The organism is Microbulbifer sp. HZ11 (genome assembly GCF_000708675.1).
Taxonomy (GTDB): Bacteria; Pseudomonadota; Gammaproteobacteria; order Pseudomonadales; family Cellvibrionaceae; genus Microbulbifer.
Genome location: NZ_JELR01000001.1, coordinates 1,456,085 through 1,470,270, shown reverse-complemented (window position 1 = coordinate 1,470,270; position 14,186 = coordinate 1,456,085). Strand labels below are relative to the sequence as shown.

At 58.3% G+C, this 14,186-nt stretch carries 12 protein-coding genes; 6 read left to right on the top strand and 6 right to left on the bottom strand.

The features are described from left to right. Positions 1-44: 44 nt before the first annotated feature. The 4 genes from AU11_RS06255 to AU11_RS06240 all read left to right on the top strand — a co-directional run bounded on the left by AU11_RS06255 (position 45) and on the right by AU11_RS06240 (position 3,982). A complete protein-coding gene (locus AU11_RS06255; protein WP_043317251.1) occupies positions 45-371 on the top strand; it encodes a YqcC family protein in 327 nt (108 codons plus the stop codon). A gap of 276 nt (positions 372-647) precedes the next feature. Continuing rightward, the gene (locus AU11_RS17705) at positions 648-1,343 is read left to right on the top strand and encodes a RimK/LysX family protein (protein ID WP_051687002.1); all 696 of its coding nucleotides are present in this window, start codon (positions 648-650) and stop codon (positions 1,341-1,343) included. 117 nt (positions 1,344-1,460) lie between these two features. Next, positions 1,461-2,993: an inactive transglutaminase family protein gene (locus tag AU11_RS06245; protein WP_043317250.1), complete on the top strand. Its 1,533-nt coding sequence runs from the start codon at positions 1,461-1,463 to the stop codon at positions 2,991-2,993. Next, positions 2,993-3,982 carry an alpha-L-glutamate ligase-like protein gene (locus AU11_RS06240; RefSeq protein WP_051687001.1) on the top strand — a complete coding sequence of 330 codons (990 nt, stop codon included), beginning with the start codon at positions 2,993-2,995 and terminating at the stop codon, positions 3,980-3,982. Before AU11_RS06245 ends, AU11_RS06240 begins: the two co-directional genes overlap by 1 nt. 198 nt (positions 3,983-4,180) lie before the next feature. Here AU11_RS06240 and AU11_RS06235 read toward each other — a convergent pair whose 3' ends face one another. The 4 genes from AU11_RS06235 to AU11_RS06220 all read right to left on the bottom strand — a co-directional run bounded on the left by AU11_RS06235 (position 4,181) and on the right by AU11_RS06220 (position 10,265). Beyond that, entirely contained in the window at positions 4,181-6,952 is a 2,772-nt protein-coding gene (locus tag AU11_RS06235; protein WP_043318349.1) for a valine--tRNA ligase, read from the bottom strand. 139 nt (positions 6,953-7,091) lie between these two features. Further along, positions 7,092-8,006: a hypothetical protein gene (locus tag AU11_RS06230; protein WP_043317248.1), complete on the bottom strand. Its 915-nt coding sequence runs from the start codon at positions 8,004-8,006 to the stop codon at positions 7,092-7,094. Between the two features lie 21 nt (positions 8,007-8,027). Then, on the bottom strand, positions 8,028-8,453 hold the full coding sequence (locus tag AU11_RS18035) for a DNA polymerase III subunit chi (protein WP_081847964.1): 426 nt from the start codon (positions 8,451-8,453) through the stop codon (positions 8,028-8,030). Positions 8,454-8,795: 342 nt separating this feature from the next. After that, entirely contained in the window at positions 8,796-10,265 is a 1,470-nt protein-coding gene (locus AU11_RS06220) for a leucyl aminopeptidase (protein WP_043317243.1), read from the bottom strand. A 301-nt stretch (positions 10,266-10,566) separates the two neighbouring features. On the opposite strand from AU11_RS06220, the gene lptF reads away from it, so the two are divergent. Continuing rightward, the gene (gene lptF, locus AU11_RS06215) at positions 10,567-11,709 is read left to right on the top strand and encodes an LPS export ABC transporter permease LptF (protein WP_043317241.1); all 1,143 of its coding nucleotides are present in this window, start codon (positions 10,567-10,569) and stop codon (positions 11,707-11,709) included. Continuing rightward, on the top strand, positions 11,696-12,757 hold the full coding sequence (gene lptG, locus AU11_RS06210) for an LPS export ABC transporter permease LptG (protein ID WP_043317239.1): 1,062 nt from the start codon (positions 11,696-11,698) through the stop codon (positions 12,755-12,757). The genes lptF and lptG overlap by 14 nt, the downstream gene beginning before the upstream one ends. Positions 12,758-12,853: 96 nt before the next feature. Here lptG and AU11_RS06205 read toward each other — a convergent pair whose 3' ends face one another. Next, positions 12,854-13,351: an RDD family protein gene (locus AU11_RS06205; protein ID WP_043317237.1), complete on the bottom strand. Its 498-nt coding sequence runs from the start codon at positions 13,349-13,351 to the stop codon at positions 12,854-12,856. Positions 13,352-13,418: 67 nt separating this feature from the next. Continuing rightward, the gene (locus tag AU11_RS06200) at positions 13,419-13,925 is read right to left on the bottom strand and encodes a hypothetical protein (protein WP_231491607.1); all 507 of its coding nucleotides are present in this window, start codon (positions 13,923-13,925) and stop codon (positions 13,419-13,421) included. Between the last annotated feature and the right edge of the window lie 261 nt (positions 13,926-14,186).

Genomic DNA, 14,186 nt, shown 5'->3' with positions numbered 1-14,186 from the left:
TGTCCGCTGATTGGGCCCCTCAATCGACTGGAAAGTTACCTGTTATGAAGTCTATCTATTCGGATATAGCTACCCTGCTGCTGGAAATCGAAGCGGAGCTGCGCGCCCTTGATCTCTGGGAAGACACCCCGCCCAGCGCCGAGGCCCTCGCCAGCACTCAGCCCTTCTGTGTGGACACTCTGACCTTTCCGCAGTGGTTGCAGTTTGTATTCCTGGCACGCATGAGCCATCTGGTGGAATTTGAACAACCGTTGCCACAGCAGTGCGGTATCGCCCCTATGGCAGAGGAGCACTTCCGCGGCGGTAGTCTGTCGGGTGCGATTCTGGTTGCCAAACTGACCGAAATTGACGAGCGACTGGTTCGCGGCTGAGCCTCTCCCGGGTCGTATTTCGCTGAATGTCGCTTGATTCGTTGTGACCAGTTGGTACCATCGCGTCTCGCCGATTGCCGGCTACTCTTTCCTCCAGGCGTGCGCCCCACCCGTGAAAAGGGTGATCGGGCCCCCGGTGCAGTTGTGAAGTGGATAAGGTAATATCCGGGCTTTGCAAAATTCAGGGTGCAAGGAGCACCCGCTGTCATACCGCCAGGATTACTTGATAACAGTGCAAAGGGCCGATCCCGCGCCCTAAGGTAGTAATAAGAACAGATGCGGTTTTTGCCTTTTATTTCCCTGTTGCTGCTTGTTCAGCTGCTGGCCGGTTGTGAGACGCTGCGTCCGTCGGAACCGGCCTCTCCGCAAGCCCCCAACGTCTTCGAAGATACCCCTGCCGCGCAGGTGGCTCCGGACGCTGCCGGTCAATGCCCGCCCGTGGAAGCGGTGGTGTGTGCCGAGCCAGAAGTGAAAGTTGTGGAGCGTGTGATCGAGCGCAAGTTCGAGAAAATCGTCGAAGTCCCGGTTGCCAAAGACAAGCTCGTTTTAGGCTCGGAGGAGTATTTTGTGGTTGAGCCCGGTGGTCTGCGGCTCAAAGCGCTGGTGGACACCGGTGCTGCAACCTGCTCACTGAGTGTGGTGGCGCTGACGCCGTTCGAGCGTGACGGTAGCGATTGGGTGCGCTTCGACCTGTCTGATGGTGGCGATGGAGAGCCGGTGAAAATCGAGCTTCCCATCAAGCGTCATGTACGGGTCGCGCGACCGGGGTTTGATCGTCAGCGTCGTCCGGTAGTCAATATGAGCCTTACCATTGGGGAGGTGACCCACATGGTGGAAGTGAACCTGGTGGAGCGGGGGGAGTTTGACTTCCCGCTGCTGGTCGGGCGGAACTTCCTCAAAGATGCGGCGGTGGTCGATGTGAGCCGCAAGCTGGTCCAGGGCAATGGTTCTGTGTCGGTAGTTGGCAAATAATCCGTGATCACTGTCGGGTAAGCCTCGGAAATGTGGCGCGGTTACTGGCAGAACTTGCGGTAATCGGCAAAATACGCGGCCAAAAGCTGCAATCCATTTTGAAACGGGGAATGGCGAATGTCGCCACGGGCTCAGGTCTATATTCTCGCCGCGATTCTCGCCCTGATGGGCGCCGGCCTTACCATCTATAAAAATGTCGAACTGGGCTTCCCACTGTTGCCCGGTGAATACCGTACCGTGTGGACCATTGAGGCCAAGGTGCGCTTCACGGCCGATGGCGGTCCCGCCAAGGCGGCGCTGACCCTGCCCCGCGAGCAGCGCAATATGGAAGTGCTGGGGGAAACCTTCAGCTCCTCCGGTTACGGTTTCAATATCATCAGCGAGGACGACGAGTATCGTGCGGTCTGGGCCAAGCGTCAGGCCAGTGGCGTACAGTCGCTGTTTTACCAGTTGGATGTACACCAGACGCCCGGCGCTGCGCTGGAGCAGCCGCTGGATCTCAGTACCCAGGTTGTCAAACCATTGCTCGGAGCGGCCGAACAGGAAGCGGTGCGCCAGGCGATCTATTCCCTGGTTGGCAGTGCGCGTGAGCGTTCCTCCGATACCAGTACTTTCACCTCTGAATTACTCACCGCGCTCAGTGACAACCGCAACCAGGACAGTAACCTGATATTCGGGTACTACAAAAATCGCTCCTTTGTGGATGTGGCACTGCTGGTACTTGCCGCCGCCGATATCCCCGCACACCGCATTCGCGGGCTGTACCTGGAAGACGATCGTCGCCGTCTGGACCCGGAAGACCTGCTGGAAATATACGATGGCAAGCGCTGGATCGTGTTCGAGCCTCAAAGCGGCTCCCCCGGCGTACCGAAAAATTTCTTTATCTGGCAGCGCGGGGGCAAGAGCCTGCTGGATGTGGAGGGCGGCCGGAACTCCGGCGTGACCTTCTCGGTAATTTCCAATGATGTGCCGGCCCGCGATGTGGCCATGTTGAGTACCAGCCAGGAAAAAGAAGCGCTGGTGGATTTCTCCATCTACAGCCTGCCGATTGAACAGCAGAGTATCTTCAAGCTGATCCTGCTGGTGCCGGTGGGCGCTCTGGTGGTTGTTCTGCTGCGGGTGTTTGTGGGCCTGCGTACCTCCGGCACCTTTATGCCGGTGCTGCTGGCCATCGCCTTTATCGAGACCCAGCTGTTTACCGGTCTTGCGATTTTCGTGCTGATTCTGATCCTCGGTCTGTGGATCCGTTTCTATCTCAGCAGGCTCAACCTGCTCCTTGTGGCGAGGATCGCCGCGGTGGTGGTCACGGTGGTGATCTTGATGGGGGCGATCAGTGTGGTGAGTTACAAGCTCGGTATCGAGCAGGCGCTGACGGTGACTTTCTTCCCGATGATCATTCTCGCCTGGACCATTGAGCGTATGTCCATCGTGTGGGAAGAAGACGGCCCCTACGAAGTGGTGGTGCAGGCCGGTGGCAGCCTGCTGGTGGCGGTGATCGCCTGGTGGGTGATGACCAATCGCTATATCGAGCACTGGACCTTCAACTTCCCTGAGCTGTTACTGGTATTGCTGGGCTTTATCATGATTGTCGGTAACTACACCGGTTATCGGCTCGGTGAACTGGCGCGGTTCCGCCAGCTGGTGCGCTGATGCATCTGCCGTCTTTCTTTCGCGGAGGTTTGGTCTCACCGTTTGCGCTGAGAAAGCTCGGTGTGCTGGGCATGAACGCGCGCAATGTGCACTACATTGCGCGTTACAACGACCGCGACAAGTACCCCATTGTCGATGACAAGCTGAATACCAAGCGCCAAGCCAAGCGCTATCGTATCCCCGTCCCCGAACTGATCGCCGCCTTTGAAACCCAGCCCAGTCGTACGCGGGTAATGGAGGTGATCGAGCCACTGGATAAGTTCGTGATCAAGCCGGCACGCGGCTCTGGCGGCAAGGGTATTCTGGTGATCGTAGGTCGCGACGGGGAACACTATGTAAAGCCCTCCGGCAATCAAGTCACTGCCCTGGATATCCAGCGCCACGTGAGCAATATCCACAGCGGTCTCTACAGCCTGGGCGGCAAGCCTGACCGGGTGATGATTGAAGCTCTGGTGGATTTTGATCCGATATTCGACAAGTACTCGTTTGAGGGTGTGCCGGATATTCGTGTGATCGTATTCCGCGGCTACCCGGTAATGGCCATGCTCCGTTGCTCCACCCACGACTCCGACGGCAAGGCCAATCTGCACCAGGGTGCGGTTGGCGTGGGCGTGGATCTCGCCACCGGTAAGGCCTCTCATGCGGTGCAGCGGGGCATACGCGTGGATATTCACCCGGATACCCAGATGCCATTTTCGGACCTGGAAGTACCGGACTGGCAAGAGCTGGTGCGGCTAGCCGCCAGCTGTTACGAAATGACCGGGCTCGGTTATCTCGGCTGTGATATCGTGCTGGACCGCAAACGCGGGCCGCTGCTGCTGGAAGCCAATGCGCGCCCCGGGCTCGCGATCCAGATCGCCAACGGAGTCGGCTTGCGCACGCGTCTGGAGCATATCGAGAATATGGACCTGGAGCAGCTGGAAAAAAATGTGGATGAACGGGTGGCTTATTCGATGGATTATTTTGCGGCTAAGCCCTTAGCCCTATAAAAAGCCCTTAGCGCTATAAATAGCCTTTAGCTTAATGACCGTCATACCGGCGAAAGCCGGTATCCAGTGCTGAGCTTTGGGCATCGTGCAATTCTGGATCCCGGCTCAAGGCCGGGATGACGGGCGAGAATATCGATGGCCCATGGGAATCACTACATAAGATTCCGCATGGGCCTCTCGGTGAAACAACCCACTCGTTTACAGGTTCTTCAGCGATTCCAGCTGTTCGACAAAGCGCGTGCGGGTGCTTTCCAGGTCCGCCAGTCTCTGCTTCTCCTTGTTCACGACCGCTTCCGGTGCCTTGTCCACAAAGTTCGGGTTCTGCAGCTTGCCGGCAACCTGTTTCAGGTCTTTGTCCAGCTTGTCCAGCTCCTTCTGAACCCGCGCACTTTCCGCTTCCACATCGATCAGGCCGGCCATGGGCACCAGCAATTCCAGCTCGCCGACAAAAGCGGTGGAGGAGGCCGGTGCTTCGGCGCCTTTTGCCAGCCAGTCGATGGATTCCAGGCTCGCCAGTTTGGTGAGCAGGCTGCGGGTCTGCTTGAGCAGGTCTTCATCGTGCTCGGAGCCGCCGCGCAGGATCAGCGGGATCTTCTTCGCCGGGGAAATATTCATTTCACCGCGAATATTGCGCACGCCTTCAATCACGCCTTTCAGCCACGCGATGGCCGCTTCGGCATTCTCGTCAATGCGGTGCGCATTGGCTTCCGGGTAGGGCTGCAGCATGATGGTGTCGCCGGCCTTGCCCGCCAGGTCCTTCACGCGCTGCCAGATTTCCTCGGTGATGTACGGCATCAGCGGGTGCGCCAGGCGCAGGATGGTTTCCAGAACACGGATCAGGGTGCGGCGGGTGCCTTTCTTGATCGCGTCGCTGGCGTTGTCGTCCCACAGTACCGGCTTGGACAGCTCCAGGTACCAGCTGCAGTACTCGCTCCAAACAAAGTCATACAGGGCCTGGGAAGCCAGGTCGAAGCGGTAGCTTTCAACGGCTTCTTTTACGGCTATTTCGGTGCGCTGCAGCTGGGAAATGATCCAGCGGTCCGCAATGCTCAGCTCGAAATCTTCGCTACCATCCTGGCCGCAGTCGTGGCCGTCGCAGTTTTGCAGCACATAGCGGGAGGCGTTCCAGATCTTGTTGCAGAAGTTGCGGAAGCCTTCGATGCGGCCCACGTCGAACTTGATATCGCGGCCGGTGGAGGCCAGCGAGTAATAGGTGTAACGCAGGGCGTCGGTACCGTAGGCGGCGAGACCTTCGGGGAACTCCTTGCGAGTCTGCTTTTCAATTTTCTCGCGCAGGCGCGGCACCTGCATACCAGAGGTACGCTTGGCCACCAGACTTTCCAGATCGATACCGTCGATCAGGTCGATGGGATCCAGCACGTTGCCCTTGGACTTGGACATCTTCTGGCCCTGGCTGTCACGCACCAGGCCGTGTACGTACACGGTTTTGAACGGGACTTCTTTCTTGAAGTAGAGGGTCAGCATCATCATGCGCGCGACCCAGAAGAAGATGATGTCGAAGCCGGTAACCAGTACCGAGGTCGGGTGGAACGCCGCCAGCTCCGGGGTTTCTTCCGGCCAGCCGAGGGTGCCGAAGGTCCACAGGCCGGAGGAGAACCAGGTATCGAGTACGTCTTCGTCCTGACGCAGTTCGATATCGCCCAGGTTGTGCTTCTCACGCACTTCTTCTTCCGAGCGGCCCACATAAACCTTACCGTCGTTGTCGTACCACGCCGGGATTCTGTGGCCCCACCACAGCTGACGGGAGATACACCAGTCCTGGATATCGCGCATCCAGGAGAAGTACATGTTCTCGTAATTCTTCGGCACGAATTCCACGCGGCCGTCTTCCACCACCTTGATGGCTTCGTCGGCCAGCGGCTGGGTTTTCACATACCACTGATCGGTGAGCCATGGCTCGATTACGACGCCAGAGCGGTCGCCGCGGGGGACTTTCAATGTGTGCGGTTCGATTTTTTCCAGCAGGCCCAGGGCATCCAGATCTTCCACCACCTGCTTGCGCGCGGCGAAACGCTCCATGCCCTGATATTTTTCCGGCACGTTTTCGTTCAGGTTGGCGTCCTGGTCCAGGATATTGATCATTTCCAGATCGTGGCGCTGGCCCATTTCGTAGTCGTTGAAATCGTGGGCCGGGGTGATCTTTACGCAGCCGGTACCGAATTCCAGGTCCACGTAATCGTCCGCAATAATCGGGATTTCACGATTGGCCAACGGCAGGGTGATGGTCTTGCCGATCAGGTGCTTGTAGCGCTCGTCTTCCGGGTGCACCGCCACGGCGGTATCGCCGAGCATGGTTTCCGGGCGCGTAGTGGCGACCACAAGGTGGCCGGAGCCATCGGTCAGCGGGTAGCGGAAGTGCCACAGGCTGCCCTGTTCCTCCTCATTCAGCACTTCCAGATCGGAAATGGCGGTGTGCAGTTTCGGGTCCCAGTTCACCAGGCGCTTGCCGCGGTAGATCAGGTCGTCTTCGTACAGGCGGATAAACACTTCCTGCACCGCCTTGTAGAAACCGTCGTCCATGGTGAAGCGCTCACGGGACCAGTCCGGGCTGGCGCCGAGGCGACGCAGCTGGCGGGTGATGTTGCCGCCGGACTCTTCCTTCCACTCCCACACTTTCTCGATGAACTTGTCGCGGCCCAGTTCGTGGCGATTTTTACCTTCCGCTGCCAGCAGACGCTCCACCACCATCTGGGTGGCGATACCGGCGTGGTCGGTACCTACCTGCCACAGGGTGTTGTCGCCCTTCATGCGGTGGTAACGGATCAACGCGTCCATGATGGATTCCTGGAAACCGTGACCCATGTGCAGGCTGCCGGTGACGTTGGGTGGCGGAATCATGATGGAGTAGGGAGTGGCCTGGGTGTCGCCGGAGGGCTTGAAATAGCCGTTCTCTTCCCAGGTTTTGTACCACTGTTGTTCGATGGCGTTGGGCTGGTATGTCTTGTCCATGCGCTGGGGAATGCCTTGCGTTATATGGGCTGGCCGCCCGGTCATTATCGGTTCCGGGGGCATTGAATAAATAAAAGGGGCGGAATTATACCGCTGGGGTCGGGCAGGGCAAAGGAGTGGCGCCGGGTGCTCGTCGAGCTCAGCTTTCTTCCGGATAGATCTCGTCCACCAGGACGGTGATATTGGCACGCAACTGTCGCTCTAGCTCGGGCAACTGCTCGGCCATCAGCTGTTCGATCAGCTGTTCTCGTATACCGGGCTCGTCCTCAGATGCGGCCTTACCTGTATGTTCGGCTTCCGGCTGAGACTCCGTGGCCGATACTGTGACCTCAGCCTCCGGTTTGGGGATACGTCCACCGGTCAGGCGTGCGCGGATATGCGGTGGCAGAAACGGGTTTTCTGTTGCGGCCCGGGCTAGAGGCGGGGCGGCGGCCCGCACCTTTTCCGCGGTTTTCACGTCTCCGCCGGTTTCCGTCTCCACGGGCTTCTGTATTTTTGCCGCGTTAGAGGCATGTGCTGTGCTGGACGGTGCTGGTGATTTGGGGCTTTGCGCCTGCGGCTGGACTTCTTTGCGCGGTGCGTCGAAAAGCCCGGGTTGAAACTCTGCACGGGCCTCGGAGGCCGCTTGCGGGAACTGCTGCGGCGAGGCTTGCTTCGCGACCGGGGCAGGTTCGTCTCGGCCGGCGGGCCGGGGGAGATCCTGCAGTGGGCGCAGGAGTTCACGATCCGCGTCACTCAGGGTTGGTGCGTATTCCTCGGTGAGCTCTTCGTCGATAGGACTGAACAGGATTGGCAGATCGGCTTCCTCCAGCGGTCGCGGAGGTGCCAGCGGTGCGGCTTGCTGTGTCGGCTGTTGAGTGCTCGCTGATACGGGCTTGAGTACCGGTGGTGGGGCAGGGCGGTTACTGCCATTGGGGCTGGCGACCTGGTCCAGCAGAGGAATATCCGCTTCCATATCGCTGCCGAGCAGCTCGTGCAGCGAGTTAAGCTCGCTGAGCAATTCGTGGGGCGGCTGACCGTGGCGGTGCTTTCTATTCTTCTTTCGGCCGGACATGGCGCTTGGCTCGGGCTCTGATCAATGGGCGATTTTATGGGATTGTAACGGATATCCCCTGTCGCGGAAGTGACTGTATCGCGTTCTTGAGCGGGCGAGGGAGTCCGGGTGCTGGCAGACGATTTCGGCAAGGCGGTCGAATTGGCTGAACCAGCCGGGCACTTCTGTACAAAGGTTGATCAGGAGTCCGTGGTGCTGGCCGGGGTCTTCGCCGCTGTTGATTTCGATGGCGGCCTGCTGATCCAGGTTCTGCGGGGCGTGGGGCAGGAAACTGTCTTCCCTGAAGGTCCACAGCAGCTCATCAAATTGTTTGGCCTGTTGCTCGTTATCAACAGCAATCAGTACCCGCAAACCACTGCGGAACGCTTTTTCGGCAAGCCGGCAGGCAAAGTTCTGAATCTCATCGGGATTCTCTGAGGCCAAAACATAGAAGTCGATACGGGTCATTAGCAGGAACTTGTATAGGCGCAGGAGGCTGATGCGAAGGTGGCGATACCGGGTACAGCTTTGCGAGACCTTCTAAAACAGGGACGTTTTAGAAGAGCCCCCATGGATGGGTTCACGGCGTGTCTCGCAAAGCTGTACCCGGTAGCGGCACCGCCACTTTACGTGGTCCAGAGCACCGAACCTCCGTTAGTGGCGGTCCTGCTACCGATAACGGTTCACAGGACACACCGTGAACCCATCCGTGGGGGCTCTTCCGCGAGGTCCCTCTCGCGGAAGGTCCTGTGAACCGTTATCGGTATCAGGCCCTTCGCCCGAAGTTAATTACTTCGATTTAAGTTGTGACTATTTTTTATTCAGGATGTATTGCAGCAGCAATGGAACCGGGCGTCCGGTGGCGCCTTTGGCGGCGCCGGATTTCCAGGCGCTGCCGGCGATATCCAGGTGGGCCCAGTTGTAGTCTTCGGCGAAGCGGGCGAGGAAGCAGGCCGCAGTAACGGAGCCGGCTTCGCGGCCGCCAATGTTCTGCATATCGGCGAAGTTGGAGTTCAGCATGGGCTGGTACTCATCCCACAACGGCATGCGCCAGGCGCGGTCGCCGGTGGTTTCGCCAGCGGCGATCAGCTCTTCCGCAAGCTTGTCCTGGTTGGCGTAGAGGCCGGTGGCGTGGTGGCCGAGGGCGATCACGCAGGCGCCGGTGAGGGTGGCGACGTCGATCACTACGCTGGGCTTGAATTTGCCGGCCCAGGTCAGGGCGTCACACAGCACCAGACGACCTTCCGCGTCGGTGTTGAGGATCTCGATGGTCTTGCCACTCATGGAGGTGACGATGTCACCGGGCTTGCTGGCACGACCGCTGGGCATGTTTTCTGCGGCGGCGACTACGCCCACCACATTGACCGGAGCATTCATTTCCACCAGGGCGTTCATCACGCCGAAGACGCTGGCGGCGCCGCACATGTCGAACTTCATTTCGTCCATCATGGCGCCGGGCTTGAGACTGATGCCGCCGGTATCGAAGGTGATGCCCTTGCCTACAAGCACAATCGGCTTCTGGCCGGTTTTACCGCCTTTGTAGTTCATGGCGATCATCGCCGCTGGTTCGTCACTGCCCTTGGCCACGCTCATAAAGGCGCCCATGCCGAGGGACTCCATTTTCTTGTTGTCGAGAACGGTGGTTGTGAGTTTTGCGTGTTTTTTCGCCAGTGCTTTGGCCTCGCTCGCCAGGTAGCTGGGGGTGCAGATATTGCCGGGCAGGTTGCCCAGTTCCCGGGCCACGTTGCTACCGAGGGCCTGACCACCACCAATCTCCACGCCTTTCTGCAGGGCCTTCAACTGCTTTTTATCTGGCGCGTGGGCGGTGAACTTGGCCAGGGGGTTGGGCTTGGCGTCGCTGTGGCAGCGGGTGAATTTGTAGCTGGCAAGGCCGGCGGCGAGTGCGAGCTGTGCGCCCTGCCAGGTGGCGTCGGCGTCTTTTACGGAGACTTCGGTCAGGTAAGAGGTGGCGTCTTTCAGGGATTTGACCGCGCAGCCGCTGTTGTTGGCCAGCTTGCGGAATTCTGCCTGGGAGATCGGTGCTTTACTGCTGCGTACCAGCAGCACGCGCTCGGCGCCAGCGTCCAGGTTGGGGACCATCAGGGTACTGCCGGTGGTGCTGCCCAGGTCGCCGCGTTTCAGGAGCTTGGCCAGATTGCCACCGGTTGCCTTGTCCAGTGCGCTGCCGCTGTCGGTTAGGCGGTTCTTGTTGTCGACGGCGATGATCGCGCAGGCGGTGCGCTGTTTCAGGATGTCGGTGACCTTGGCGGTAAACTGCATGTAATGGTTCCTTGATGGTTTTATTCGCGTGCCGCGGCCAGGGCGCAGACGATTTATTCGAGCCAGAGATTGCGGCTCGGGGTGTGTCTTGCTGTCGGTAGGCCAGAGAAAAAGTGGCGGACCGAGACATTGCCGGGCTTTTTGGTGATAATGCGCCGCACAAGTTTAACCCGAGAAGCATCGCTTTGCTCGGGAACCTCTGATCAGGTGTTCTACTCTGACACCCGACGATGCCAATAAACCGGAATCGCATTTCCAATCGTCCAATCCAAACAGTGCAATCAGGGAAGCTGGTCGTTCAGTGATTATTTTCCGCTACCTCTGCCGCGAGTTACTCGGCGCCACCCTGGCTGTCAGTGCCGTGTTGCTGCTGATGGTCATGAGTGGCCGTTTTGTGAAGTATCTGGCGGAGGCCGCAGCTGGTGATCTTTCCGCCGGCATTCTGTTTTCTCTGATGGGTTTCCGCCTGCCTGGCTTTCTCGAGCTGGTGATCCCGCTGGGCTTTTTTGTCGGTATTCTGCTGGCATATGGCCGTCTCTACATCGAAAGTGAAATGACCGTGCTCCACGCCTGCGGGTTCAGTGAACGCCAGCTTCTCCGTTATACCCTGGTGCCGGCGCTGATGGTGGCGGCGTTTGTCGCAGCCATGAGCCTGTACCTGACACCCACTGGCATCGAGCGCACATCGCACCTGCTGACAGCTGACAAGACCCGCAATGAGTTTGATCATCTGGTGCCGAAGAAATTTGTCGCCACCGGTGGCGGTCGTGCGGTGTATTACGCAGAAGGGCTGAGCGACGACCGCTCCACCATGCACAACGTATTTCTCGCGGAGCTGGGTAACTCCCGCGGAGATACCGAAACCGATCACCAGATCGTTACAGTGGCCAGTGAGGGGGTACAGCAGATAGACCCGGAAACCGGCCTCCGATATCTGGTGTTGCGCGATGGCTACCGCTACGAGGGTGTACCGGGGCAGAGCGATTACCGCCAGATGGCATTTTCCAGTTACGAGGTGCTCCTTGAAGTACCGCGCTTGCGTTCCAAGGCCAGTGAAAAACTGCAGTCCATGTCCACCGCTGCTCTGTGGAAAAGTGAAGATCCCCGTGAGCGGGTGAATCTGCATTGGCGCTTCAGCCTACCGGTGCTGGTACTGGTGGTGGCGATTCTCGCGGTTCCCCTGAGCCGTACCAATCCTCGTCAGGGGCGCTATGCCAAGATGATCCCGGCGGTGCTGCTGTATATCGTTTATCTGGTGGCGCTGCAGGGGGTACGTGGTGCCATCGAAGACGGCAAAATTCAGCAGGCCTGGGCCATCTGGCTGGTGCATCCTCCGTTTTTGATTCTCGGGTTGTTTCTCCTCGGTGGGCGCAACCTGAAAAAACCGCGCAAGCGCGGCGGTGATGGTGGTGCAGATAAGGGAGGTGAGCATGTCCCTGCTTGATCGTTATATCGCACGTACCGTTACTCTGGCGATCCTGGCAGTGCTGATGGTCATTCTCGGCCTGGATGTGATTTCTGCAATTGTCGACGGCCTGGGCGATCTGGGAGGTAATTACCAGTTCACCAATATGCTCGAATATGTGGTGTGGACTCTGCCAGAGCGTATTTATAGCCAGCTCGGCTTTTCGGCTCTCGTGGGCTGTATGGTGGGACTCGGCACACTCGCCGGAACCAGCGAGCTGACGGTCATGCGCGCAGCGGGTATCTCCATCGGTCGTATCGCCTGGGCGGTAATGAAACCGGTGCTGGTACTGATTGTTCTGGGGCTAGCCCTCGCTGAGCTGGTGATTCCCTTTACCAACCAGACCGCGGAGAGCCGGCGTGCCATTGCCCAGGGTGAGTTCGAAAATGCCGGTCTGGAACAGGGTTTATGGCTGTTTGAGGGGGGCGAGTTTGTCCATTTCAATGCCGCACTGCCGGGCGGTACCCTGTTCGGTATTACCCGCTACAAGTTCGACCAGAAACAGCAACTGGAACAGGTGGTATTTTCCGAGCGAGGGCACTTTGCCAATGACCGTTGGGAGTTGCAGAACAGTCGCCAGACAAGTCTGACCCCGGAGCGCGCGAGCAGTACCCGGGAAGCCCAATCCACATGGGACTCCGACATGTCTCCGGATCTGTTTTCCCTGGTTGTGCCGCTGCCTTCGGATCTGTCGCCGCGCAATCTGTGGTCCTATGGTCGCTTCCTCGATCGCAAGGGCGAAGAGTCTGCGCGCTACTGGCTGGCGTTCTGGAAAAAGATTCTGCAGCCCCTGACCATCGCCGGTCTGGTGATGATGGCCATCTCTTTCATATTTGGGCCGTTGCGCGAAGTAACGACCGGCTTGCGGGTATTTACCGGAGTGATTGTGGGCATCGTCTTTCAGACGGTTCAGGATATGCTCGGGCCGTCTTCAGTGGTGTTCGGATTTCCGCCGTTTGTTGCGGTGATTGTGCCGATTCTGGCGAGCTTCTTGCTGGGGTGGGCGCTATTGAAGCGGGCGAGATAAGCCTCGCTGGCGTAACAATTTCCAGCGTGGTGGCGGTACCGCTACCGCACTTGGCATCGGCACCCTCGCATTTTGCTACCGCGCGGGCCTCATGTCTTACCTCTTCTTCTTTTTCGGCAGCTGGCGCACTTCGGTATCCGATGCCAGGTCATGCCAGCTGGCGCGGTCTGCGCGAAAATATCCCCAGAAGTACCCCAGGCCCAAACATGCCACTGATAGCGGGCCGACCAGTGCACGGATGAAGCACTGATACCAGCTCAGCTGTACCCCGTTATTGTTGGCCACCATCAGGCGCCAGGCGCGCATCCCAATGGTCTGACCCGCGGCGCGCCAGGACCAGAAGAAGTAGCCTGCAGTGACAAGAAGCAGTCCGAACTGGTAGAGAGGGCCGCCGACGCAGGGGGTGTAATCCACATGTTCCGGCTGGCAGTGCAATCCGCCGAAAGTCGATGCCACCAGCATCGCGAAGAATCCATACACCATCCACAGGCCCGCGACGATCAGCGCATCGTAAAGTAGGGCTATCAGCCGAGGTACTACGCCGGCGTGGGGAAGTTGATTGAACTGGGTGGGTGTCTTGACGGTGTCGGGCACGGGAATCTCCGCCTGTAGTAACGTGGCGGAGATTCTAGCAGGTTAGACGGGAGAACAGCGTCGGACTTCAGAACTCGTATTCGACAGAGATCTTGAACTTGTCGTCAGACAGGCGGAAGTCGTAGTCCAGCGCATTGTTGAAATTGAACTTGCCTTCGCCTTGGGTGTAGCGCAACAAGGGGTGTTGTTTGCTGCGCTTGTGCTGCTCCATATAGGTTTTGAAACCCATCTTCAGAATTTCGTTTACCGCGCGGCCACCGGTTTTATCCACATACTCACTGGGGCGGGTATGTTGCTCCAGCCACTGGTGATTCAGTCGGCGGTGAATCATTCCCATGGAATTGTTGCGCAGATTCTCCGCGGATTCGTACAGAGCGTTGTTGTCCATACCAAAGGCACTGTCGATGAAAAAGGCGTTGTCGGCCTGAAGATTTAGCGCACCGTTGGAGTCTGGGATAAAGATCTCGTCAGCGAGGAGGGTGGAGGAAGCTGGGAGCAGAATGAGACCAAGCACTACCGGCAGGGCATTGGCCAGGCGCTTAGAGGAAAGAAACCGAGTACTGCGAGAATCCATTTTTCCACCCCGGGGAGTATTTACTTGGCTCAGTTGGTTACTGAACAACCACTGAATTTATTATGGCTCACCCTGAACATGACGTTGTATCTCACAAAATCCGGAAAAGTGCCAATGCTGGTTGTGAATTCTGTGTCAAATTCAGTCATTTCGCTGCGAGCCCCGCCAGTGCTGGTTGTATTGAGTTTTGTCCAGTTTGCGGGGCCTGCGGGGATGTTTCCGCCAATGTTTTTTAATATAAAAACCGTATAGTCACGGTGT